General features: G+C 67.4%; 23 protein-coding genes. 11 read left to right on the top strand and 12 right to left on the bottom strand.

Annotated features, from left to right (window positions below):
- Positions 1–7: 7 nt before the first annotated feature.
- The 3 genes from dxs to FHX42_RS14810 all read right to left on the bottom strand — a co-directional run bounded on the left by dxs (position 8) and on the right by FHX42_RS14810 (position 5390).
- Positions 8–1951: a 1-deoxy-D-xylulose-5-phosphate synthase gene (gene dxs, locus FHX42_RS14820; protein WP_182544987.1), complete on the bottom strand. Its 1944-nt coding sequence runs from the start codon at positions 1949–1951 to the stop codon at positions 8–10.
- Positions 1952–2133: 182 nt separating this feature from the next.
- Positions 2134–3387 (bottom strand): class I SAM-dependent RNA methyltransferase, encoded by a 1254-nt coding sequence (locus FHX42_RS14815; RefSeq protein ID WP_182544986.1) that lies wholly within the window; start codon positions 3385–3387, stop codon positions 2134–2136.
- Positions 3384–5390 (bottom strand): APC family permease, encoded by a 2007-nt coding sequence (locus FHX42_RS14810; RefSeq protein ID WP_182544985.1) that lies wholly within the window; start codon positions 5388–5390, stop codon positions 3384–3386. Before FHX42_RS14810 ends, FHX42_RS14815 begins: the two co-directional genes overlap by 4 nt.
- 285 nt (positions 5391–5675) lie before the next feature.
- Here FHX42_RS14810 and FHX42_RS14805 point away from each other — a divergent pair, with 285 nt between their 5' ends.
- Together FHX42_RS14805 and FHX42_RS14800 are read left to right on the top strand one after the other, a co-directional pair.
- Positions 5676–6341: a potassium channel family protein gene (locus FHX42_RS14805; protein WP_182544984.1), complete on the top strand. Its 666-nt coding sequence runs from the start codon at positions 5676–5678 to the stop codon at positions 6339–6341.
- A complete protein-coding gene (locus tag FHX42_RS14800; RefSeq protein ID WP_182544983.1) occupies positions 6342–7010 on the top strand; it encodes a potassium channel family protein in 669 nt (222 codons plus the stop codon).
- A 61-nt stretch (positions 7011–7071) separates the two neighbouring features.
- Here FHX42_RS14800 and FHX42_RS14795 read toward each other — a convergent pair whose 3' ends face one another.
- The 4 genes from FHX42_RS14795 to dut all read right to left on the bottom strand — a co-directional run bounded on the left by FHX42_RS14795 (position 7072) and on the right by dut (position 9535).
- Complete coding sequence (locus tag FHX42_RS14795) at positions 7072–7749, bottom strand: DUF3159 domain-containing protein (protein WP_407926246.1); 678 nt, start codon at positions 7747–7749, stop codon at positions 7072–7074.
- Positions 7750–7871: 122 nt separating this feature from the next.
- Positions 7872–8249, bottom strand: a complete 378-nt coding sequence (locus FHX42_RS14790; protein ID WP_182544981.1) for an OB-fold nucleic acid binding domain-containing protein — start codon at positions 8247–8249, stop codon at positions 7872–7874.
- Between the two features lie 142 nt (positions 8250–8391).
- Complete coding sequence (locus tag FHX42_RS14785) at positions 8392–9027, bottom strand: DUF3710 domain-containing protein (protein ID WP_182544980.1); 636 nt, start codon at positions 9025–9027, stop codon at positions 8392–8394.
- A gap of 4 nt (positions 9028–9031) precedes the next feature.
- Complete coding sequence (dut, locus tag FHX42_RS14780) at positions 9032–9535, bottom strand: dUTP diphosphatase (RefSeq protein WP_182544979.1); 504 nt, start codon at positions 9533–9535, stop codon at positions 9032–9034.
- Positions 9536–9610: 75 nt separating this feature from the next.
- On the opposite strand from dut, the gene FHX42_RS14775 reads away from it, so the two are divergent.
- Entirely contained in the window at positions 9611–10087 is a 477-nt protein-coding gene (locus FHX42_RS14775) for a DUF3093 domain-containing protein (protein ID WP_328796152.1), read from the top strand.
- Between the two features lie 77 nt (positions 10088–10164).
- Here FHX42_RS14775 and FHX42_RS14770 read toward each other — a convergent pair whose 3' ends face one another.
- Positions 10165–10467, bottom strand: a complete 303-nt coding sequence (locus tag FHX42_RS14770) for a DUF4193 domain-containing protein (RefSeq protein WP_182544977.1) — start codon at positions 10465–10467, stop codon at positions 10165–10167.
- Between the two features lie 406 nt (positions 10468–10873).
- On the opposite strand from FHX42_RS14770, the gene cei reads away from it, so the two are divergent.
- Positions 10874–11656 carry an envelope integrity protein Cei gene (gene cei / locus FHX42_RS14765; protein ID WP_328796151.1) on the top strand — a complete coding sequence of 261 codons (783 nt, stop codon included), beginning with the start codon at positions 10874–10876 and terminating at the stop codon, positions 11654–11656.
- A 20-nt stretch (positions 11657–11676) separates the two neighbouring features.
- On the opposite strand, the gene FHX42_RS14760 is transcribed toward cei, so the two are convergent.
- The gene (locus tag FHX42_RS14760) at positions 11677–12507 is read right to left on the bottom strand and encodes an inositol monophosphatase family protein (RefSeq protein ID WP_182545292.1); all 831 of its coding nucleotides are present in this window, start codon (positions 12505–12507) and stop codon (positions 11677–11679) included.
- A 63-nt stretch (positions 12508–12570) separates the two neighbouring features.
- On the opposite strand from FHX42_RS14760, the gene ppgK reads away from it, so the two are divergent.
- The 3 genes from ppgK to FHX42_RS14745 all read left to right on the top strand — a co-directional run bounded on the left by ppgK (position 12571) and on the right by FHX42_RS14745 (position 15648).
- Positions 12571–13332 (top strand): polyphosphate--glucose phosphotransferase, encoded by a 762-nt coding sequence (ppgK, locus tag FHX42_RS14755; RefSeq protein WP_182544975.1) that lies wholly within the window; start codon positions 12571–12573, stop codon positions 13330–13332.
- 185 nt (positions 13333–13517) lie between these two features.
- Complete coding sequence (locus FHX42_RS14750; RefSeq protein ID WP_235987394.1) at positions 13518–14966, top strand: RNA polymerase sigma factor; 1449 nt, start codon at positions 13518–13520, stop codon at positions 14964–14966.
- 487 nt (positions 14967–15453) lie between these two features.
- Positions 15454–15648, top strand: a complete 195-nt coding sequence (locus FHX42_RS14745) for a DUF7455 domain-containing protein (protein WP_182544973.1) — start codon at positions 15454–15456, stop codon at positions 15646–15648.
- A gap of 74 nt (positions 15649–15722) precedes the next feature.
- On the opposite strand, the gene FHX42_RS14740 is transcribed toward FHX42_RS14745, so the two are convergent.
- Positions 15723–17468 carry a DEAD/DEAH box helicase gene (locus FHX42_RS14740; RefSeq protein WP_328796258.1) on the bottom strand — a complete coding sequence of 582 codons (1746 nt, stop codon included), beginning with the start codon at positions 17466–17468 and terminating at the stop codon, positions 15723–15725.
- A gap of 279 nt (positions 17469–17747) precedes the next feature.
- On the opposite strand from FHX42_RS14740, the gene FHX42_RS14735 reads away from it, so the two are divergent.
- Positions 17748–18917: a YihY/virulence factor BrkB family protein gene (locus FHX42_RS14735; RefSeq protein ID WP_235987361.1), complete on the top strand. Its 1170-nt coding sequence runs from the start codon at positions 17748–17750 to the stop codon at positions 18915–18917.
- 22 nt (positions 18918–18939) lie between these two features.
- Here FHX42_RS14735 and FHX42_RS14730 read toward each other — a convergent pair whose 3' ends face one another.
- Entirely contained in the window at positions 18940–19194 is a 255-nt protein-coding gene (locus tag FHX42_RS14730; RefSeq protein WP_182544971.1) for a DUF3039 domain-containing protein, read from the bottom strand.
- A 78-nt stretch (positions 19195–19272) separates the two neighbouring features.
- A complete protein-coding gene (locus FHX42_RS14725) occupies positions 19273–19599 on the bottom strand; it encodes a DUF3099 domain-containing protein (protein WP_182544970.1) in 327 nt (108 codons plus the stop codon).
- Between the two features lie 146 nt (positions 19600–19745).
- On the opposite strand from FHX42_RS14725, the gene FHX42_RS14720 reads away from it, so the two are divergent.
- From FHX42_RS14720 to FHX42_RS14710, 3 genes are all read left to right on the top strand, one after another.
- Positions 19746–21263, top strand: coding sequence for a DUF7782 domain-containing protein (locus FHX42_RS14720; protein ID WP_182544969.1), 1518 nt, complete (start codon positions 19746–19748; stop codon positions 21261–21263).
- Positions 21260–21685, top strand: a complete 426-nt coding sequence (gene dtd / locus FHX42_RS14715) for a D-aminoacyl-tRNA deacylase (protein ID WP_182544968.1) — start codon at positions 21260–21262, stop codon at positions 21683–21685. Before FHX42_RS14720 ends, dtd begins: the two co-directional genes overlap by 4 nt.
- A gap of 349 nt (positions 21686–22034) precedes the next feature.
- Entirely contained in the window at positions 22035–23006 is a 972-nt protein-coding gene (locus tag FHX42_RS14710; protein WP_182544967.1) for a sigma-70 family RNA polymerase sigma factor, read from the top strand.
- Positions 23007–23060: the final 54 nt, after the last annotated feature.

Below are 23060 nucleotides of genomic sequence, written 5' to 3'. Positions count from 1 at the left end.
GGCTTGCTCATTCATCGTGCGGCGGTTCCCCGCCCGTGGCCACGTGGGCGTCGGTCTCGTCGAGCGACCCACCGAGGCGGTCGGACACCCACTCGGTCACGCGTCGGGCGACACCCTGCTCGGTCAGGCCCAGCTCCGCCAGCACCTCGCCACGCGAAGCGTGCTCCGGGAAACGATTCGGGATCGCCAGGTCGCGCAGGGCGACATCGATGTCGGCGTCGCGCAACTCCGCGGCCAATGCCGAACCGAAGCCACCGTGGCGACCGCAGTCCTCCAGCGTCACGACGTGGCGGTGTTCGGCGGCCATGTCCAGCACCACCCGCGGCACCGGAAGCACCCAGCGCGGATCCACCACGGTGACCCCGATGCCCTGGTCCGCGAGCCGTTCCGCGGCAGCCACGGCGAGCTCGCCGAAGGCGCCGATCGCGACCAGCAGCACGTCACGGTCCTCCTCGGAGGCCGGACGCCGCAGCACGTCAACACCACCGACGCGTTCCAACGCCGGAACCTCGTCGATGACCGAACCCTTCGAGAAACGCACCACGGTGGGGCCGTCGTCGACCGCGACGGCCTCGCGCAGCTCCTCGCGCAACGTCCCGGCATCGCGCGGCGCCGCGACGCGGATCCCCGGCACCACCCCGAGGATCGACAGGTCCCACATGCCGTTGTGGCTGGGGCCGTCGTCGCCGGTGACACCGGAGCGGTCCAGGGTCACCGTCACCGGTTGGCAATGCAGCGCCACGTCCATCAACAGCTGATCGAAAGCGCGGTTGAGGAAAGTGGAGTACACCGCGAAGACGGGGTGCAACCCGCCCATGGCCATACCGGCGGCCGAAGTCATCGCGTGCTGTTCGGCGATGCCCACGTCGAAACAGCGCTGTGGATAGGCCTCGGCGAACTTGTCGAGCTCGGTGGGGCCGAGCATGGCCGCCGTGACGGCCACGACGTCGTCACGCTCGCCCCCGATGCGTACCAGTTCCTCGGAGAAGACATTGGTCCAGCTCCGCGGTGCGGGGGCGGCCGGAACACCGGTCTGCGGGTCGATCACCTTCACCTGGTGCATCTGGTCGGCCTCGTGGTTCTCCGCCGGGGCGAAGCCGTTGCCCTTCTGAGTGACCGCGTGCACGATCACCGGGCCGCCGAAGGTCTTGGCCATCGTCAGTGCGTACTCCAGCGCACGCATGTCGTGACCGTCCACCGGCCCCAGGTACTTGATGCCGAGATCGGAGAACATCACCTGCGGGCTCAGCGCGTCCTTGATCCCGCTCTTGGCGGCGTGCAGGCCGGTGTAGAGCGGCCTGCCGACGACGGGGAGGTTACGCACGGTGCGGCGACCGTTCTCCAGGGCACGCTCGTAGCCGGGACGCAGTCGCAGCGAGGCCAGGTGCTCGGCCAGTCCGCCGATGGTCGGTGCGTACGAACGACCGTTGTCGTTGACCACGATCACCAGCGGCCGTTCCTGGTCGGCGGCGATGTTGTTCAGCGCCTCCCAGCACATCCCGCCGGTCAGGGCACCGTCACCCACGACCGCCACCGCGTGCTGGTCACGCCCACCGAGTTGGAACGCGCGGGCGAGCCCGTCGGCGTAGGACAGCGATGTCGAGGCGTGGCTGTTCTCGACGAAGTCGTGCTCGCTCTCCGCGCGTGAGGGGTACCCCGACAGCCCGCCACGCTTGCGCAGTCGGTCGAACCCTTCCCGACGGCCCGTGATGATCTTGTGCACGTAGGCTTGGTGCCCGGTGTCGAAGACCACGGCGTCCCGCGGGGAGTCGAACGTCCGATGCACTGCCAGGGTCAGCTCCACGGCCCCCAGGTTCGGCCCCAGGTGGCCACCCGTGCGGGAGACCTTCTCGATGAGGAAGGTTCTGATCTCGGCCGCCAGCTCGACCAGCTCACCGTGCTCCAGGGACTGGACATCGGCCGGGTCATGCACGGACTCCAGCAGCGTCACCGCTCCACCTCGCTCGTAGTACCGGACTACTCGGGTTCGCTCGCATGTTCTTCGTATCGACCGGCCGGCCACCATGCGGCCCCCGCCAGTCTACGGAGCCGTCCGCGCCATACCCGACAAGGTCCGGTCCGCCACGCCACGGTCACCCACCGAGGATCTCAGTCCTGCTGTAGTACGCAACATCACTCGGCGTAGTCAACGTCCCTCTCCAGCAGAGCCAGGCTCTCGACGTGGTGAGTCATCGGGAAGGCGTCGAAGGCCTCGATCTCCCCGAGCCGGTAGCCCTGTTCCACGAACAGCCCCACGTCCCGCGCCAGTGCCGCCGGATCGCAGGCCACGTGCACGATCCTCGTCGGGCGCCGCGCCGAGATCGCTTCGACGACCTCGCGACCGGCGCCCTTGCGCGGCGGGTCGAGCACGACCACGTCGGGATCGGCCGCACCGAGATCTCTTCCTCCGAGGACCTTCTCGACCGGCCCCGACCGGAAACCGACCTGCGGCAGGTCGCTCAGGTTCGCCGTGGCGTCGCGCACCGCGCTGCGAGCCGATTCCACCGCGAGCACCGCGCCGGCGGGACCGACCTGCTCGGCCAGCACCGAGGCGAACAAGCCGACACCCGCGTAGAGGTCCCAGGCGGTACCACCGAAAGGTGTCGCGGCCATCCTGGCCACGGTGGCGGCGAAAGCGTCGGCCGCGGCGGGGTGCACCTGCCAGAACCCGTGTGCCGACACGTTCCAGGAACGCCCCACCGCCTCCTCGCGAGCGAACTCCCCGCCCTGCACGCGTTGGGAAGCCCGCTTGACACGACCCCGGCGCGGGTCACGCGTGTGCGCCGTCACGTGCACTTCGTCGTCGACGTCCTGCGTGACTTCCACCTCGGAATCGGGCGACCAGTCCCGCGAGGTCACAGCACCGACCGCCGCTTCCATCGTGATGGGGCAATCCGTGATGGGAATCACCTCGTGGCTGCGATGCACCCGGAAACCCGGTCTGCCTTCGCCGTCCACGGCCGTCCGAGCACGACTACGCCAGCGCAGCAGTCCACCCGGGAGCGCGCGCACCTCGACGGGATGGTCGATGCCCGCGATACGACGCAGTTGCTCCGTGACCACCGAGGACTTCAGCTCAAGTTGCGTCTCACCGTCGGCGTGCTGCCAATCACACCCACCACAGCGGCGAGTGCCTCTGGCGGGATCGGCCAGCGGACACGGAGGAGTCACTCGCCCGGCCGCGGCGGAACGTACCTCCACGGCGTCACCCCGGCAGAAACCGCCGCCCTTGTCCTCGGTGATTTCCACCACCACGGTCTCCCCCGGCAGGGCATGGCGGACGAACACCACCCGTCCCTCGTGACGCGCCACGCAGTGGCCGCCGTGGGCGGCAGAGCCGACCTCGACCTCCAGTCGACTGCCCGTCCAATCCGGCTTGTCGTTCACCGTTTACCGTTGCCCTTCTCCTGTTGATCCGCCCCCCAGCGCACGGAACGCCTGGGCACCGGAGTGCGCGACTTCGCCCGGGCCGAGGATTCCAGCTGCCAGGGCACGCTGGTCACCATGACACCGGGTTCGAACAGCAGCCGGCTCTTCAGACGTAGTGCACTTTGATTGTGCAGCAGTTGTTCCCACCAGTGCCCGACGACGTACTCCGGAATGAACACCGTCACCACGTCACGCGGGCTCTCCCTGCGGGTCCGCTTGACGTACTCGACCACGGGACGCGTGATCTCCCGGTAGGGCGACTCGATGACCTTGAGCGGAACGGGCGGGTTCTCGGCGTCCCAGGCCTTCCTCAGCGCCCGCGTGTCCCCCTCGTCGACGTTGACCGTGATCGCCTCCAGGGTGTCGGGGCGGGTGGCCCTGGCGTAGGCCAGCGCCCGCAGGGTCGGCAGGTGCACCTGGGAGACCAGCACGATCGCGTAGTTGCGCGAAGGAAGGACGGCGGGCTCGTCGTACTTCTGCAGCTCCTGGGAGACCCGGTCGTAATGCCTGCGGATGGCGGTCATCAGCAGGTAGATCCCGCCCATCGCGGCGATGGCGATCCAGGCGCCGTTGGCGAACTTGGTGATCAGCACGATCACCAGCACGGTCGACGTCATGAACAGCCCGAACGAATTGATCGTCTGCGCGCGGCGCATTCGCTTCCGGGCGGGCGGGTCGGTCTCGGTGCGCAGCAGCCTGTTCCAGTGCCGGATCATGCCGCTCTGGCTCAGCACGAAGGAGACGAACACCCCGACGATGTAGAGCTGAATCAGGCTGGTGACCTGAGCTTCGAAGGCCAGCACGAGCACGATCGCGAAACCGGCCAGGAACAGGATCCCGTTGGAGAACGCCAGGCGGTCTCCACGAGTGTGCAGCTGGCGAGGCAGGTAGCGGTCCTGGGCGAGGATCGAACCCAGCACCGGAAAACCGTTGAACGCGGTGTTGGCCGCCAGCACCAGGATCAGGCCGGTGAAAAACATCAGGTAGTAGATCGCCGGGGAGAAACCCCCGAAGACCGCCCCGGCAAGTTGGGCGATCAAGGTCTTCTGCTCGTACCCGGCGGGTGCTCCGACCAGCTGGTGCTGCGGTTCCTCGGCGATCACGGCGCCGGTCATCCCCGCCAGCGTCAACAGGCCCATGAACATCGTCACCGCGAGCAGTCCCATTCCCAGCAGGGTCGTGGCGGCGTTGCGCGACTTGGGCTTGCGGAAGGCGGGCACTCCGTTGCTGATGGCCTCCACACCGGTCAGCGCGGCGCTGCCCGACGAGAACGCCCGCAGCACCAGAAAAACGAATCCGACGCCGACCATGTGGGCCTGCTCGGTCTTCAGCTCGAACCCGGCACTCTCCGCGCGCAACTCCTCGCCCAGCACGAACGCGCGGAACAGCCCGACGGCGATCAACCCGAGAACACCGACCACGAAAGCATAGGTCGGAATGGCGAACAGTGTTCCGGACTCCCGGATACCGCGCAGGTTCAACGCGGTCAGGACCACGATCGCGAGCACGGCGAAGGCGACCTTGTGAGTGCCCACGAACGGCACCACCGAGCCGATGTTGGCCGCTGCGGAGGAGATCGACACGGCCACCGTCAGCACGTAGTCGACCAGCAGGGCACTCCCGACCACCAGTCCCCACCGGGGACCGTGGTTGACCGTCGCGACTTCGTAGTCCCCTCCACCGGAGGGGTAAGCACGGACGTTCTGCCGGTAGGAAGCCACCACGGCGAACATCACCAGCACGACCACGAGCCCGATCCACGGGCCGACCGCGTAGGCGGACACCCCGGCCACCGACAGCGTCAGCAGGATTTCCTCGGGGGCGTAGGCCACGCTGGACATGGGGTCCGAGGCGAAAACCGGCAGGGCGAGCCGCTTCGGCAGCAGGGTGTGAGATAACCGGTCACTGCGGAAAGGCCGCCCCACCAGCAGGCGTTTCGTCGCGATCGCGAGCTTGGACACGCCCAGAGCGTAAGGGCTGCGCTCACCACTTCGTAGGACGGCTGGCATCGGCTCCCGTTCACGTCACAACCCGTTTCCAACCTCCTACCGCAACCCCCTGCCACAACCCCCGCGTCACCCGATACGGTGCATCAGCCCGCGACCCGCCACAGGCCGGTCCGCGGGTACGACATATCGGTCTTGATCTCGTGAGCGCGGTCGCGCTTCCCTGCGTCGAGTACCGTCACAGCTACCGGACCGCCGTTGGCGGAACCGGTCGACATCCCGCGATGAGGAGAACAGGTCGTGCACGTGGTGATCTTGGGCTGCGGGCGGGTGGGAGCCTCCCTCGCAGCGGCGCTACAGCGGCTCGATCACACCGTGGCCGTGGTGGACAAGGACACCCAGGCGTTCCTGCGACTGAGCAGACAGTTCCACGGGCAACGGATCAACGGCAACGGTTTCGACCGCGAGGTGCTGGTAGAAGCGGGCATCGAGCGGGCACAGGCGTTCGCCGCCGTCTCCAGCGGAGACAACTCCAACATCATCGCTGCCAGGGTCGCCCGCGAGACCTTCGGCGTCGACCAGGTCGTGGCCAGGATCTACGACGCCAAGCGCGCCGAGGTGTACGAGCGACTGGGCATCCCCACGGTGGCCACCGTGCCCTGGACCACCGACCGGTTCCTGAGGATGCTGCTACCCGAAGGGGTCGCCACCGAATGGCGTGAACCCTCGGGGTCGGTCGCGGTGCTGCAACTGCCGCTGCACGAAGACTGGGTGGGGCACCACGTGTCCGCCCTGGAAAGGGCGACCGGCACCCGCGTGGCGTTCATCATGCGATTCGGCCGGGGAGTGTTCCCCGACGGCACCACGGTCGTACAAGCCGACGACACGGTCTATGTCGCGGCGCTGTCCGGCAGCATCACAGAGGTCACCGCTGTCGCCCAACGAGCCCCCGAGGAGAGCGAGTAGATGCGCATCGCGATCGCCGGCGCCGGTGCTGTCGGTCAGTCCATCGCGCGCGAACTTCTCGACGGCGACCACGAGGTCATGCTGATCGAACGCAGCCGTCAGAACCACCAGCCCAGCAACATTCCCGGCGCGGAGTGGGTGCTGGCCGATGCCTGCGAACTGTCCTCCCTCGAGGACGCGGGCATCGAACGCTGCGACGTGGTGATCGCCGCCACCGGCGACGACAAGGTCAACCTAGTCGTGTCGCTGCTGACCAAGACCGAGTTCGCGGTACGCCGGGTCGCGGCCAGGGTCAACGACCCCCGCAATGAGTGGTTGTTCACCGATGCGTGGGGGGTGGACGTGGCCGTGTCCACCCCGCGAATGCTCGCGGCGATGGTGGAGGAAGCGGTCAGCGTCGGTGACCTGGTCCGTTTGATGACCCTGCGGCAGGGGCAGGCCAACCTGGTCGAGGTGACGCTGCCCCAGGACACTCCGCTGGCCGGGTCCCGAGTGCGTGATCTCGCCCTGCCCACCGACGCCGCCCTGGTCACGATCCTGCGTGGCGGACGCGTCATCGTCCCGCAGCCCGACGATCCCCTCGAAATCGGCGACGAGATGCTGTTCGTGACCACCGAGGACGTCGAACAGGAGATCCGGGCAGTCGTCCACGGCGGGAAAGCGACCTGACCGGTCGACGACGAGGTGGAGGTCCCACGCGTGTTCCCGCCGCATGCTCCTCCGGCGAGCTTCACCCCATCGAGGGGTTCGATCGTATGGAAGCGTCGTCCTGCCTGGTCTCGCTCTCCGAGGCCGCCTCCGCTTCCTCGGCGATCCTGGAAGCGCGGCGCACCGCCCAGACCGTCACCAGCAATGCCACACCGGTCAACGGGTACCCCATCGCGATTCGCGCGAAGGCGAGCCAGCCGGTCGCGTCGGCGACGTACAACCACTGCTGGACCACGAACTTGGCGGCGAAGACCGCGGTCCACGACAAGGTGGCCACGTCGTAACCAATCAGTGCTCGACGCTGGTGACGCCACGAGAAGCCCAACCCGTTCAGCGCGGACCAGGCGACGCCGACGAGCGGCCAACGCGCCAGGACGGACAGCAGGAACGCCCCACCGTAGACGAGACTGGTCCAGATCCCCAGCAGGAAGAACCCCTTGGCGTCACCGGTGCGGTAGGCGATGAAGGAGCAGATCACCACACCGAGCACTCCGGAGATCGCCGGCTGCACCGCCTCCTTGCGGACGATGCGCACGACCATGATGGTCACGGCCACCCCGACCGCGGTCCAGATCGCCGGCATCATGCCCAGCAACGAGTTCACCAGCACGAACACGACGATCGGCACGGAGGAATAGGCGAGGCCACTGACACCACCCATCTGCTCCAGCAGGGTTCGTTCGGGGTCGGTGCCGGCCACGCGATGGCGTGCTCCTCGTCCCTGGGTCGTCGGGGTCTCCTGAGAGTCCCCGTCCGGCCGCGTCTCGGAACCGCCGACCAGGTCGGGTGCCCGATCGCGGTATTCCGATGATCCATTGTCGCTCATGCGGTGTTCTGCAACTCGTAGTAGGGGTTGTAAAGAACCTTGTGACCGTCGCGCACCGCGATCCGACCACGAGCCTTGACAGTGCGGCCCGGTTCGATGCCGGTGATACGGCGCCGTCCCAACCACACCAGAGTCACCCCGTCGGTACCGTCGAACAGCTCGGCCTCCAACGTCGGCGCCGATGCCTTGGGGGCCTGCCCCACACTGCGCAACCGTCCCAGCACCACGGCCTCCTGGCCGCACTGGCAGTCACACGCGTGCTGCGCACCGAACGCCTGCGACCTCTCGGAGAGGTCGTCGGCGTCGAGTTCACCGACATCGCTGGTGAGGCGACGTACGAGGCGGCGTAGATAACCACCTCCGGTGTTGTTCATCTGGCGCTCCCGTGCGCTTCGGGGGCCGACTCCCAGCCCGTCCGCGATCCAGCGTAGCCCGCTGGGCGGCCCTGAGCGCCACCCCGGCGCGAATCCGGGCCTCAATCCCACGATCGTGTTCTCTTCGCGCTCACGCCGACGTTCAGGCCTGTTCGTCCTGCTCCTGGGCCTGCTGGATGTGCTGGGCGATCTCGTCGGGGAGCTCGATCGGCAACGGAGTGCGCACCGGCATCGGTTCGTCACCGCGCACCACCACCGTCTCCTCCACCAACGAGTACAGCATCTTGGTACAAGCTTCGATGTTGTCCGCCGGTGCCGCGGCGACGCCGCGCAGCAACCAGCGCGGCCCGTCCACTCCCACGAAGCGCAACGCGGCCTTGGAGGTGTCGGCCTCGAGTTCGGGACCCCACTCCCCCTCGCGCACGTTCACTCTCGCTCCGTCCGAACGCAGTTGCTCGACGAGCTCCTTGCGGACCTCCTGCCACAACTCCCCCGTCTTGGGAGCGGCGAACGCGCTCACGGTAAGTCGACCGAGCTCGGTGAGTACGTGTACGGCGCGCACCGGGCCGGAGGGATCGACCTCCACTTGCAACTGGCCCCCCTCCGGAACCGGGAACCGCACCGAGCCCAGGTCAAGCCGCTCCATCCCGTCGTCGGGAGCTTCGGCCTCGTCGTAGGGACCGGCTATCTCCTCATCGGTGTGCCCGCCGTCGTCGGCGGACATCTCGGCCTCGTCCGACTCCGTCTGCCGCCCTCGACGACGACCCCATCCGAACATGAGCTCAGACCTCCGTTTCCTGCTCGGCGCCGGACAGCTCCGACGCCGTCAGCGATTCGTGTCCACCGGTTGATCCATAGCCACCGGCGCCCCGCCGTGTTTCCGGCAGCCCCCCCACCTCGTCCACCTCGTCGAAAACCACGTGTTCGACCCGCTGGAAGACCAGCTGCGCGATCCGGTCACCACGACACAACGACACCGCAGTGGTGCGATCGTGATTGACCAGACACACCTTGATCTCGCCCCGGTACCCGGAGTCGACCGTCCCCGGCGCGTTGACCACGCTCAGTCCGGTACGAGCAGCCAGCCCCGAGCGGGGGTGCACGAATCCGGCGTAGCCGTCGGGCAACGCCACCGCCACCCCCGTACCCACCAGGGCACGTTCTCCCGGGCCGAGCTCCACGTCACGGGTCGTCACCAGATCGACACCAGCGTCACCGGGATGAGCATACGAGGGCACGGGAACATCGGGATCGGTACGGGTCAGCAGGACCTTCACACATGGCACGGACGGCGAGACTACCCTGAAAACGTGTCGGAGAGTTCAGAAGTAGCCGGTTCGCAAGGTGCTACCCCCGAACGGGTGAGCCCCACTGCCGGGTCGGCGGAGTCCGAACGGCGTCCGCTCTTCCGAGAGCGCCTCTATGCTTCCTGGTGGATGTGGCCGCTGCCGGTGGCCGCGGCCGTGCTGCTGGGCGCCGAGGTGCACCTGGGGTACCCCGGTGTCCGAGCGTGGCTGCCCTACGTGGTGCTGATCCCCCTGGCCGTGGCCGTCCTGTTCTGGCTGAGCCGCACCACGGTGGAAGTCACCGAAGAAGAGCTACGGGCCGGTGACGCGCGCCTGCCTCGCAGGTTCATCGAAGACGCCGAGATCGTGCGAGCTTCGGAGAAGCAGCGAGCGCTGGGCCCCGAACTCGACCCGACGGCTTTCGTCGTGCACCGTCCGTGGGCTCCGACGGCGGTGCGCGTGTGGCTCGACGACGCGAACGACCCCACTCCTTACTGGGTCGTCAGCACACGTCACCCGCGGGAATTGGCCGCACTCCTGCGCACGCGCTGAGAACGGCTCGGAAAACGAAAACCGGACCGGACGGCCACGTTGGGGTACACGTCCGGTCCGGTCTCACGCCGTCGACTTCACGCCGCGCAATCGCGGCAGACCAGCTGACCGCCACGCTCCTCCGCGAGGCGGCTGCGGTGATGCACGAGGAAGCATTTCGAGCAAGTGAACTCGTCGGCCTGCTTCGGCAGGACCTTGACGGTCATCTCCTCGCCGGACAGGTCAGCGCCCGGCAGCTCGAAGTTCTCGGCCATCTCCGACTCATCGGCGTCGACGACGCCGGACTGCGCGTCGTTGCGCTTGGCCTTCAGCTCCTCCAGCGAGTCCTCGGCGAGCTCCTCGGAGTCATTGCGCCGTGGAGCGTCGTAGTCGGTCGCCATCGTGTTTCACCCCTGCGTTTGTGGAGATTGCAATGGTGTGCCGCTGGATAACGATCCAGCGCCCGGATTTGTGCCCGTGGGGCCGCGTGACGGAGGTCTCGCCCAGCTGCGCCCCAAGTGCCCCCGAAACGAGCGACTCGCACCGGCCGTCACACCCTCAAGCGCCGAGAGGGTAGCCCATCACGACTCGGATTACGCATCAGGTCACCCGTATGTGTGGTATGCACTTCACCTACGCCGCTCGCCATCGCCACGAACCGGCGAGCGGTTGCCCGTGAAGGGTTCCCGTGGTCCGATAGCAGCGGCGCGCGAAGCGTTTCGACTCGATCGGACAACAACTCCGATACAACCCCCTTCCGGACTCACACGGCTTCCACTGAGCGCCTAGGCTGATCTTCGAGTACCCGTGTACCGGGTGAACCCCGTGCATCGGGCGAACACGGCATCGACCAGGGGAGGATGGCAGGACGTGTCCACCGCGAGGACAAGGCAAGGGCAGCGGAAGCCGCGGTACAGGCGGCGGCGGCCGGTGCCGGCGATCATGCTGCTCGCGGCACTCATCGTGCTCTCGGGCTTCGCGTGGACCAGGGTCTTCGAAAGCACCGAGACCACCGAGGTGGCCACTCGGTGCAACATCCCGACCAGTTCGGCGCAGCAGAGCCCGGCGCCGGTACCAGCTCCGACGGACGGGCCGGTTGCCACTCCGGTCGGCAGGATGCTGCCCCGGGACGGCCTGAACGACACCGCCCCCATCCCACCGCAGGACGTCGGGGTCCGGGTGCTCAACAGCAACGGCGAGGTGAACCAGGCGACCCTGATCAGTCAGGAGTTGACCAATCTCGGCTTCGGCAAGGGCGGCGAACCCGACAACGATCCCGTCTACACCGCCTACAACCTGAACTGCCACGGTCAGATTCGCTTCGGTGAATCAGGGGCGCGGGCAGCCCGCACGCTGAGCCTGATCGTCCCGTGCGCCCAGCTCGTTCGCGACCAGCGCGGTGACGCGACGGTCAGTCTGGCCCTCGGCTCGGAGTTCGACGGCATCAAGAGCACTCAGGAAGCCAAGCGAATCCTGCAGAAGCTGCAGAACTGGGACGCCAAGCACGGGCAGGGCGGGGCCCGGCAAGTGAGCCAAGCCCCGCGGATCAGCGACGAGATGCTGTCACGGGCACGCGACGTTCACTGCTGAGGGACCTCCCTGCCCGGCACTCAGACCTCGGTGGCACCGGAGCGCTTCAACGCCGTGGCGAGATCGTCGGCGATGCGGGGTGTCACGCAGAGGATCGCCTCGTCCCCGAGCCCGTCGTCCGTCCCGGACTCCGGCAGGCGTACCAGGGCGCCCGCTTCTTGGGCGATCAGTGAACCCGCGGCCCAGTCCCAGCGTTTCAGGCCGTACTCGTAATAACCGTCCAGCCACCCCGCGGCCACCGCGCACAGGTCGAGCGAAGCCACTCCCCCGCGGCGAATGTCACGAATCTCACCCACCAACCGGGCCACGGCGCCCGCCTGGGCGTTACGCCGCTCTTGATCGTAGCTGAATCCGGTACCGATCAGCGCCAGATCCAGTCGTTCGGAAGCGCTTACGTGTAGTGGTTTCCCATCGAGATCCGCGCCCTGGCCCAGTGCCGCGCTCCAGACACGGCCGGAGCAGGGCTCCACCACGGCACCCGCCACGGAAACCCCGTCCACCTGGGCCGCGATCGAGACCGAGAACCACGGGTAGCCGTAGAGGTAGTTGACGGTGCCGTCGATCGGGTCGACGACCCACCTCAGACCGCTCAGGGAGGTGTCGCCGCCTTCCTCCTCCCCCAGCACCGGTTCGTTCGGGCGCAGCTCGGCCAGCTCGTCACGGATCAGGCGCTCCGCCGCCCGGTCGGCGGCGGTGACCACGTCGGTCTCCGTGCTTTTCGTATCGACGTCGCCCCGAGCGGTCACCTCCTCGCGTAAAGTGCTGGCAAGTTCGGCCGCCAGGCCCGCGATCCGCACCGCGACCGTGCGCAACTCCCGGACGTCGTACTCGTTTACCAATCCCACGAACACATCGCACCACAGCGCGGTTAAGGTCTGCACACCTCGTCCTGAATCGAATAGGAAGGATCAGGCATGAGCACTGCCCGCGGTTTCGGCATTGACATCGGGGGGTCCGGCATCAAGGGGTGTCCGGTCGACACGGACGAAGGTCTGTTGACCGAAGAGCGCCTGAAGTTGTCAACTCCGCAGCCTTCGACCCCGGACGCGGTCGCCGACTCGGTCGCGGAGATCGTCGAGAAGTTCGGGTGGAACGGCCCAATCGGCATCACCCTGCCGTGCGTGATCAAGCAGGGCATCGCGCTGACAGCAGCGAATATCGATCGGAGCTGGATCGATACAGACGCCCAGGGGCTCTTCGCCGAACGACTCGGGCGTTCCACCGAGGACGTCATCGTGCTCAACGATGCCGACGCGGCCGGAGTCGCCGAGATGCAGTCCGGTTCCGGCACCGGACGCAGCGGGTTGGTCGTCGTGCTGACCTTCGGCACCGGCATCGGCAGCGCGATGTTCCTGAACGGCGAGCTGGTGCCGAACACCGAGTTCGGCCACATAGAGATCGACTCGCAGGACGCGGAGTCCCAGGCCGCCGCCTCGGTCAAGGACGCGCTGGAGCTCTCCTACCCCGAGTGGGCTCCCCGAGTCAGCCGCTACATCCAGGGGATCGAGCGCTTCCTGTGGCCGGACCTGATCATCGCCGGGGGCGGGGTGAGCAGGGAGGCTGAAGAGTGGTTGCCACTGCTGGCCACACGCACGCCGATGGTGGCCGCGACCCTGAAGAACGACGCGGGGATCGTGGGGGCGGCATCGGCGGCCGCCACGGGCATTGAGCACTGATCACGCCCCCCACGTGATGTCCGGACGAGGGGTGAATCCCCCTTGCAGCGGAACCAGACTCACTCGACGCAGTTACAATGGAACACGACCCGCCGAATTCGAGGTCTCCCGGCAAGCCTCGGAAGGCTCGGATGGCGGGCTGTTCCCGACCTCTGGCGGCCGAGGTTTCGCGCCCCCGGCCAGCCCTGATCGACCGTCGCGAAAGGGCGTACGTGGCAGCCGCAGAAACCGCAACCCGACGCTCCAGCTCCGCTGCATCCACCGGCGGTGCCTCAGCCGAGCCGGCCCCGTCGAAGGCCACCCCTCCCGAAGAGGTGGCGCCGCAGTCCGACGCCGACGAGCCTCAGAAGCCGAAGACGTCTCGCAGCAAGGGGACGTCGAAGGGTTCCGGCGGCACTAAGTCGACCACCCGCAAGACCGCCGCCAAGTCGACGGCGAAAAAGGGCACGAAGTCGGCGTCCCAGACAGGCTCGTCCGCCACGGACGCATCGGCGGACCCGGCTCAGGCCACGGGCGAGAATCTGGAGATCGACGAACCCATCGAAACCGATCTGACCTCGGCGGATGTCGGCGACCTGGCCGGCGTCGAGGTGGACATTCCCGAAGAACCGGCCGTCCCCGAGGACGAGGACGGCAAGGCCGACCCCGACTTCGTATGGGACGAGGAGGAGTCGGAGGCGCTCCGGCAGGCGCGCAAGGACGCCGAGCTGACCGCTTCCGCCGACTCCGTCCGGGCCTACCTCAAGCAGATCGGCAAGGTCGCGCTGCTCAACGCCGAGGAGGAGGTCGAGCTCGCCAAGCGCATCGAGGCCGGGCTCTACGCCTCCGAGCGGCTGCGCCAAGCCGAGGAAGCCGACGAGAAGCCTCCCCTGCAGATGCGGCGCGACCTGCGCTGGATCGTGCGTGACGGCGAACGCGCGAAGAGCCATCTGCTCGAAGCCAACCTGCGCCTGGTCGTCAGCCTCGCCAAGCGCTACACCGGACGCGGTATGGCTTTCCTGGACCTGATCCAGGAGGGCAACCTCGGCCTCATCCGGGCCGTGGAGAAGTTCGACTACACCAAGGGCTACAAGTTCTCCACCTACGCCACTTGGTGGATCCGCCAGGCCATCACCCGCGCCATGGCCGACCAGGCCCGGACCATCCGGATCCCGGTCCACATGGTCGAGGTGATCAACAAGCTTGGCCGGATCCAACGTGAGTTGCTGCAGGACCTGGGCCGCGAGCCCACTCCCGAGGAACTCGCCAAGGAGATGGACATCACTCCGGAGAAGGTGCTGGAGATCCAGCAGTACGCTCGGGAGCCCATCTCACTGGATCAGACCATCGGCGACGAGGGCGACAGCCAGCTCGGTGACTTCATCGAGGACTCCGAAGCCGTGGTCGCCGTGGACGCGGTGTCGTTCACCCTGCTGCAGGACCAGTTGCAGTCGGTCCTGCAGACGCTGTCCGAGCGCGAGGCCGGCGTGGTGCGACTGCGCTTCGGCCTCACCGACGGCCAGCCGCGCACCCTCGACGAGATCGGGCAGGTCTACGGCGTCACCCGTGAGCGGATTCGCCAGATCGAGTCCAAGACGATGTCGAAGCTGCGTCACCCCTCCCGCTCGCAGGTGTTGCGCGACTACCTGGACTGAAGGGCTCCGACACGCACGCGCGAAGGCCGCCACCGCCGTCGTGGCGGCCTTCGCGCGTGCGTGACCCCGTGCCCGCAGCGTCCCGCTGTACCCGCTCGCGCGAATTTCGCTTTTTCCTCCCGAATGCTGGACGGTGGGTGTTCGCTTCCAGCGGAATCCCCAGTGGCCCTACCCGCTCAAAACTGTGGCTCAAGACACTCCAAAGGCCCCGAGGGGACTTTCCCGCCACTCAAACCAGGGCAGCCAATGTCCATTTTTGCTGGTCACAGGGCTTATTCCAACACTTGATCACCATGAGTAACTTTCACTGGTGCGTTCGGGTGTCACGGAGTGACGAGCCTCGCGAACTTTGCTTGGAACACTGACTTCCGCTCAAACGTCTGTAAGAGTGGAGCTAGCGAACACCGACCCAAACAGAAGGGACCCGGTGGTCGCAGCAGGATCGAGGCGCCGGAGAAGTCCGGCGCCGGGACGGAGGGAGATTCCGATGCCTGACACGCTCACCCGCCCCGAGCTGACCGCCGCCGACCGCTGCGACCGCTGCGGGGCCGCTGCGAAACTTCGTGCCGTTCTTCCGTCTGGCGGAGAGCTGCTGTTCTGCGGACACCACGCCCGCGAGTTCAAGTCGAGCCTGAACGACATGGAAGCCGAGCTGCAGGAAGACGAGCAGGTCGAGTTCTGAGGCGATCGTGATTCGTTCCCCCGCGGAAGGCCTTCGGGTCCTCCGCGGGGGAACTTTTATCTGGCCGGGCCCGGTTACCAAGAGCGCAGCGTGGCGATGCGTTCCTCGATCTGTTCGATCGTGGCCATCGCTGTGGGCGGGCCACCACAAGTCTTGCGCAGCTCGTTGTGGATCGCCCCGTGCGGCTTCTTCGTCCGGTAGTGGTGCAGGGAGACGAGGTTGTTGAGTTCCTTGCGCAAGCCCTTCAGACGCTCCTGCACGCCCTCGGGCTGCTGCTGGCGGGGCTCCTGCCGAGTGGACTGCTCCGTGGCCTTCGCGGCCTTGTCAGCCGTTTCCCGCTGGTCCACCTCCTGGATCTGCTGCTGCTGACGCTGCTGTAGCAGTGCACGGACCTGGTCCGGTTCGAGCAGGCCTGGCAGCCCCAGGTAATCCTGTTCGTCCTCGGTGGTGGCGAACGCGGCGGTCCCGAACGAGGAACCGTCGTAGATCACCTGGTCCAGCTCGGCATCGGCGCCCAACGAGGTGTAGGCCTTCTCCTCCTCGCCGGGTTCGTCACGCTCCCGGTTGGCCTCAGCCAACAACTCGTCGTCCCAGCCCTCCTTCTCACGGTGCGGCTTGCCCAGCACGTGATCACGATCCGCCTCCAGCTGACTGGCCAGCTCCAGCAGCACCGGGACGCTGGGCAGGAAGATGCTCGCCGTCTCCCCCGAACGCCTGGCACGCACGAAACGACCCACGAGCTGGGCGAAGAACAACGGCGTCGAGGCGCTCGTGGCGTAGACCCCGACCGCCAGCCGCGGGACGTCCACCCCCTCGCTGACCATCCGCACCGCGATCATCCATCGATCGTCGGACTCGGCGAACTCGGCGATCCGGCTGGAGGCCTGCGGGTCGTCGGAGACCACGACCACCGGTTCGACTCCGGTGATCCGGTGCAGGATCTTGGCATAGGCACGGGCGTTGTTCTGGTCCGAGGCGACCACCAGACCACCGGCGTCCCGGATACCGTCCCGGCGCAACTGGGTCAGCCGGGTGTCGGCCGCCTGGAGCACCGAAGGGATCCACTCGCCCGCCGGATCCAGCGCGGTGCGCCACGCACGAGCCGTCTGTTCGGCGGTGAGCGGCTCCCCCAGCCGAGCGGCGAACTCCTCGCCCGCACTGGTGCGCCAGCGGGCCTCACCCGAGTAGGCCAGAAAGACCACCGGTCGCACGACCCCGTCGCGCAGCGCCTCGGCATAGCCGTAGGTGTGGTCGGCCTTGCTGCGCAGTGCTCCGTCGGCGTCCGGCTCGTAGCTGACGAACGGGATGGGGGAGTCGTCGGTGCGGAAGGGCGTACCGGTCAGCGTCAGCCGCCGTGCGGCGGGGGTGAACGCCTCGCGGATGGCGTCACCCCACGATTTCGCGTCACCACCGTGGTGGATCTCGTCGAGGACGACCAGCGTCTTGCGGCGCTCCGTACGCAACCGGTGCAGGTTCTCGTGAGCGGCCACCTGGGCATAGGTGACCACGACGCCTCGATAGTCGCTCGAGGTCGTGCCGTCCGAGTTGCTGAAGTTGGAGTCCAGCGGGATGCCGGCCCCACCGGCCGCCAGCGCCCACTGGTGCTTGAGATGCTCGGTGGGGGTGACCACAGTGACCGATTCCACGGTGCGGTCGGCCAGCAGCTCCGCCGCCACACGCAGCCCGAAGGTCGTCTTACCGGCCCCCGGCGTAGCCACCGCCATGAAGTCCCGCGGTCGACCCGACAAGTATTTGGCCAGGGCACGGCGCTGCCACGCGCGAAGTGGCTGCGCGGGAGCCTGTGCGGGATCACTGAACACGGATCGTACTGATTGTTCGGGTTGCGTCCCGGACACGCTTGATCTTCGCTCCCTCCTGGTCAGTTTCGTATCCCGCGGACAAGCGCCGCACCACTCCGGGTGCACCACGCACGGGAGCGGCCGTCTGCATCCGGAGCAGGACCCCCGCAGCTTACCGTTCACGAGGCCGCCCACCCCTCCGACGGGGCAGCTGACGACGAACAATGAGACGGTCGTGACACTGGCGTGGTGTACGGGTCAGCACTCGGGACGCCCAGGGGCACCATGCTGAGGAGCGCGATGGGGTCGACGAATCCGAAGACCGGTGGCCGGGGACACAGGAGTGCCTCGGAGAAGCGAGCTGTTCGGAGGCCGCTGCGTCTGGTACTGCGCACGCTGTCCAAGGCGTGGTACGACAACATCTTCTCGGAGTCGGCCGCCGCCGCCTTCTGGCAGACGTTGTCACTGCCTCCGCTGCTGCTCGGCCTGCTCGGCAGCCTCGGCTTCGTCAGCGACTGGTTCGGCCCCGTGGTCGTCGAAACCGTCCAGAGCAAGATCGTCAGCTTTTCCCGGACGGTGTTCAGTCCGAACGTCGTCAACGAGATCATCGGGCCCACCGTTGGTGACATCCTGACTCAGGGGCGCACCCAGATCGTCTCCCTGGGGTTCCTGCTGTCGCTGTGGGCCGGATCCTCGGCGCTGGCGTCCCTGATCGACTCGATCACGCTGGCCTACGACCAGTACCTCGTGCGCAACGCCATCTGGCAACGTGTCTTCGCGCTGGTGCTGTACTTGGTCAGCCTGGTGCTGGCCGTGGTACTCCTGCCCGTCGTGGCGCTGGGACCGGCCTGGTTGCCGACGGTGTTTCCGAGCGAGCTGCAGGACGACATCGCCACCACCATCAGGATCTTCTACTACCCCGCGACCGGTGTCGTCCTGGTGCTCGCGCTGGCGACGCTGTACAAGCTCTCGCTGCCGAAGAAACTCCCGTGGCACCGTGGTCTACCCGGAGCCCTGCTGGCCATGCTGGTGTTCCTGTGCTCCAGCGTCGGCCTGCGGATCTACCTCACCTGGGTCGCCGGAACCGGTTACACCTATGGCGCGCTCGCGACCCCCATCGCGTTCCTGCTGTTCGCGTTCTTCCTCGGACTGGCCATCATCGGGGGCGCTTACTTCAACAACGCCATCCAGGAGATCTGGCCCGCCAAACCGACCCGCCGGGAACGGCGCCACTGGCGGAGGTTGGAGATGAAGCGCGCCGCACAGCGGCTACGCACCGAGGAGGGGTACACGGCCTGGTCCGGCAACGTGAAGTCGGCCTCGGACGAACTGCCGGACACCGGCTCGCCGCTGGCGGACCAGTCCGGCCCACCGCCGCGCGACGGCAGCACGGCTCCGTCTCCACGCTCACCCGAGGCACGCGACCAGGGCAACGCACCCGAGAACGGCACCGGACAGCGCGGCGGATGAATCTCACCGCCGCGCTCGCCGATTACTCGTCGTCTCCACCGCCCGGGGGAAGCCCCTCGTACACCTTCTTGCAGTCCGGGCACACCGGTGATCCGGGCTTGGCGGACTTGGTGACCGGGAAGACCTCGCCGCACAAAGCCACCACGTGGGTGCCCGTGACCGCGCTCTCGGCGATCTTGTCCTTTTGCACGTAGTGAAAGACCTCGGGCCGGTCATCACTCGTCTGCTCGGTGTTCTCGGGCCGGGTTTCGGTGTCCGGCAGCGTCATGGTGCTCATGCCTCCATGATGCCGCACCCGGAGACTTTTTGGGGTGCTTGGCTCCGCACGTGGCGCCCCAAGGCCGTCAGCGCGCGTTCACGAGTTCTCGATCACGCGGTGTTCGCGGCTCTCCAACTCACGGCGGGACCATCGATGCTGGTACTTGTTGACGTGCTCGTTCTTGCGGGGCGGCCGGTCATTGGCGATCAGCACCGCCACCCAGGGCAGCGGAATGGACACCGCCAGGATGGCCAGCGACAGCCACCAGATTGGATGTACCAGCACGGCCAGAACCAGGCAGGGGATCCGCAACGACATCATGATCGCGTACTTGCGGCGTCGTGCTGCCTGCTGATCGTCATAGGACGGCTCTGCCTCGGTGATCAGCACCGGGGTGTCGTCGCCGCGCTGCGAGCTACTCACGACACCACCTCCACCCCCATCGTCGCACTTCGCCTCGTCCGTCGACACCTGGGGAGCATGGCGAATCTCACGGTTCACCGGGGCGTCGCGCCCCGAGGAGCCACGTGCCGAGTGCCGCTCCGGCGGGACGTGTGAGGATCGGATCCGTGACTGTCGACCTCACACCCGACCGCATCGACCGACTCCGCGAGGCCTTGCTGGCGACCGGATACGACGCCGACGGGGTCGTGAACCTGCTCGGCCCGGAGGCGCACGCCGCCCTGGGCAGGGGCGAACCGGTACCGGCCCTTCGAGCGACGACCGATGCCGGTGCCCTGGGCACGTTGATACGCCTGTTCCTGCTGGGCGAAGCCGAAAGCCCCACGGCGGCAGAAGCCGCCCTGAACCCGCTGGCCGTCGCGGAGGCTCTGGCCGCCGGACTGCTCGTCGAGGACGGCGACGCGGTACGTGCGGGCTTGGACGTTCGCCCCCATGCCGCGGCGGACGGCTCGTGGTGGGTCATCTCGGACCTGGACTCCGACCTGCTCCCCGAAGGACAACAGCTGCGCACCGATCACGTGCTCGGTGTTGGACAAGCTTCGCTGAGCCTGGTCCGAGCCACCTCCCGGCGCTCCGTCGACTCGGTCCTCGACCTCGGTACCGGTTGCGGTGTCCAGGCGTTGCACGCCAGCACTCACGCGCGACGCATCACCGCTACCGACGTCTCTCAGCGCTCACTGGCGTTGGCCGCGGCGACTTTCCGGCTGAACCGGATCGACGTCGAGCTGGCCGAGGGCGAGTGGTTCGGCCCGGTCCGTGGCCGGCGCTTCGACCAGGTGGTCTGCAACCCGCCGTTCGTGGTCGGTCCCCCCAGATCCGACTTCGTCTACCGCGACTCCGGTCTGGCGGGCGACGACGCCAGCGCCATGGTGGTCCGGCAGCTTCCCTCCTTCCTCAACGAGGGCGGAACCGGCCAAATCCTGGCTTCCTGGCTGCACAAGAGCGGAGAGGACTGGCAGGACCGCGTCAGCCGATGGCTGCCGCCCGGTGGTGTCGACGCCTGGTTCGTGCAGCGCGACGTCGCCGACCCGGCGCTCTACGTCGGGACTTGGCTGCGCGATGCCGGTTACGACCCGCGCTCGACGGTCGGGCGCCGCAAGGCCGCCGAGTGGCTGGACTGGTTCGACCAGCACGACGTCGAGGGCATCGGTTTCGGGTTCGTCACGGTGGGACGTACGCAGGCACAGCACGGTGAGGTGGTGTGCGAGGACCTGAGGCAGGCCTTCGACGATCCGCTCGGCCCGGAATCCGACCAGTGGCTACGTCGCGCGGCCTGGCTCCGCGAACACGGCTCCCCGGAATCGATCCTCGAATCGCGCCTGGTGACGGCCTCCAGCACGGTTCTGGAGCAGGTCTCCTCGCTCAGCCGGAACGGCTGGGAGGAGTTCGTGCACCGACTGCACCGCACGAACGGCCCCGGGTGGCAGCACGAGATCGACGAGCTCGGGATGCGGCTGGTCGCCGGGTGCCAGGGAGCGCTGCCGGCCGGTGAGCTCGTCGGGCTGCTGGCCACCGCCTACGGCGAGGACTCCACCGCATTGACGAACGCGGCCGTGCCGATGTTGCGAGAACTGATCCGCCACGGGATGGTGCTCCCCGCGGACTGGTCGGAGGCCGAACGATGAGGGCGGTCGTCACCCGGGTCCGGAATGCTTCCGTACGCGTGGACGAGACGGTCGTGGGCAACATCGACGAACCCGGTTTGCTGGTGCTGCTGGGAGTGACCCACTCCGACGGCCACGAGCAAATCACGACGATGGCACGCAAGCTCCACGAGATTCGCGCGCTGCGCGACGAACAATCCTGCGCGACCACCGGAGCCCCCCTGCTGGTGGTCAGTCAGTTCACCCTCTACGGAGACACCCGCAAGGGCCGTAGGCCCTCGTGGAGCCGCGCGGCCGGTCCCGACCAGGCCGAGGACGCCGTCGAGGCGGTCGTGACCGAGCTGCGGCGCAGAGGCGCACGCGTGGAGACCGGGGAATTCGGCGCGGCGATGGCGGTGGAAAGCACGAACGACGGGCCATTCACTCTGCTCGTCGAAACCTGAGCGGACGGGGACGGTTCTCAGCGGATTCTCAGGATTTCCGCACAACGGGTGTGACCGCCGTGACGTCCTTCGGACAACGGACTCGGGAACGAATTCGCGGTCGCGTTCGTTTTACGGGTAACCAGCTTCGACAACAGGCCCGTACGGGGCCGCTAACAGCCGGGGGGCGTCACCGACACTCGCTCACTCGGTCTCACACCCGTAAAGGACCGCCCATGAAGGACCGTACTCCCGAAGTGCGAGCGGCGCTCGGACCAAACCCAACTCCGAGCATACCCGTCCTTCGCATCGCGCACCCTCGTACCGATGCACAAGCGCCCGCTATCCAGCCCGCCAGGGAGGGAGCTCAATGACCGTCCCGCAGACCGCCACCCCGGACGTCACCACCGAAGCGGACCTCGACAACCAGGGGCCTTCCGCCGATCTCGTACGGGTCTACCTCAACGGCATCGGGCGCACGGCACTGCTGAGCGCACAGCAGGAAGTCGATCTCGCCAAGCGCATCGAGGCCGGAGTCTTCGCCAAGCACAAGCTGGATACCTCCGAAGAACTGTCCCGCCAGCACCGCAGCGACCTGAACGCGGTGGTCCGGGACGGCCAGGTGGCCAAGGACCACCTGATGGAGGCCAACCTGCGCCTGGTCGTCAGCCTCGCCAAGCGTTACACCGGACGCGGTATGCCGCTGCTGGACCTGATCCAGGAGGGCAACCTCGGCCTCATCCGCGCCGTGGAGAAGTTCGACTACACCAAGGGCTACAAGTTCTCCACCTACGCCACTTGGTGGATCCGCCAGGCCATCACCCGCGGCATGGCCGACCAGAGTCGCACGATCCGCCTGCCCGTTCACCTCGTCGAGCAGGTGAACAAGCTGGCCAGGATCAAGCGGGACCTGCACCAGAAGCTGGGCCGCGAAGCCACCGACGAGGAGATCGCCGGTGAGGCAGGCCTGCCCGTGGAGAAGGTCCTCGACCTGATGGACCACTCCCGCGACCCGGTGAGCCTGGACATGCCGGTGGGCGCCGAGGAGGACGCACCGCTCGGGGACTTCATCGAGGACGCCGAGGCCGCCGACGCCGAGAACGCCGTCATCTCCGGTCTCCTCCAGGACGACCTGCGTCGTGTACTGGGCACGCTGGAGGAGCGCGAACAGCAGGTCATCCGGATGCGCTACGGACTGGAAGACGGCCAGCCGCGCACACTGGACCAGATCGGGAAGGCCTTCGGCCTCTCCCGGGAACGTGTCCGGCAGATAGAACGCGAGGTCATGTCCAAGCTGCGTCAGGGTGACCGAGCGGCCCGGCTGCGCTCCTACGCGAGCTGAGACTTCGCGGCCCAAGGGCACCGGGTGTCCTTGGGCCGCACGAAGATCCTTCAC

The sequence above is a fragment of the Halosaccharopolyspora lacisalsi genome (assembly GCF_014137975.1).
Taxonomy (GTDB): Bacteria; Actinomycetota; Actinomycetes; order Mycobacteriales; family Pseudonocardiaceae; genus Halosaccharopolyspora; species Halosaccharopolyspora lacisalsi.
The sequence above is the reverse complement of the archived record's forward strand: the minus strand, read 5'-3'. Positions and strand labels throughout refer to the sequence as shown.

Bases quoted from the DNA above. Each gene is read 5' to 3' on its own strand.
- FHX42_RS14785 (WP_182544980.1), bottom strand. From the start codon at position 9,027: ATGTTCGGATGGGGTCGTCGTCGAGGGCGGCAGACGGAGTCGGACGAG.
- FHX42_RS14710 (WP_182544967.1), top strand. From the start codon at position 22,035: ATGACCGTCCCGCAGACCGCCACCCCGGACGTCACCACCGAAGCGGAC.
- dtd (WP_182544968.1), top strand. From the start codon at position 21,260: ATGAGGGCGGTCGTCACCCGGGTCCGGAATGCTTCCGTACGCGTGGAC.
- FHX42_RS14730 (WP_182544971.1), bottom strand. From the start codon at position 19,194: ATGAGCACCATGACGCTGCCGGACACCGAAACCCGGCCCGAGAACACC.
- FHX42_RS14790 (WP_182544981.1), bottom strand. From the start codon at position 8,249: ATGAACAACACCGGAGGTGGTTATCTACGCCGCCTCGTACGTCGCCTC.
- FHX42_RS14800 (WP_182544983.1), top strand. From the start codon at position 6,342: ATGCGCATCGCGATCGCCGGCGCCGGTGCTGTCGGTCAGTCCATCGCG.
- FHX42_RS14745 (WP_182544973.1), top strand. From the start codon at position 15,454: ATGCCTGACACGCTCACCCGCCCCGAGCTGACCGCCGCCGACCGCTGC.
- ppgK (WP_182544975.1), top strand. From the start codon at position 12,571: ATGAGCACTGCCCGCGGTTTCGGCATTGACATCGGGGGGTCCGGCATC.
- FHX42_RS14770 (WP_182544977.1), bottom strand. From the start codon at position 10,467: ATGGCGACCGACTACGACGCTCCACGGCGCAATGACTCCGAGGAGCTC.
- FHX42_RS14735 (WP_235987361.1), top strand. From the start codon at position 17,748: ATGGGGTCGACGAATCCGAAGACCGGTGGCCGGGGACACAGGAGTGCC.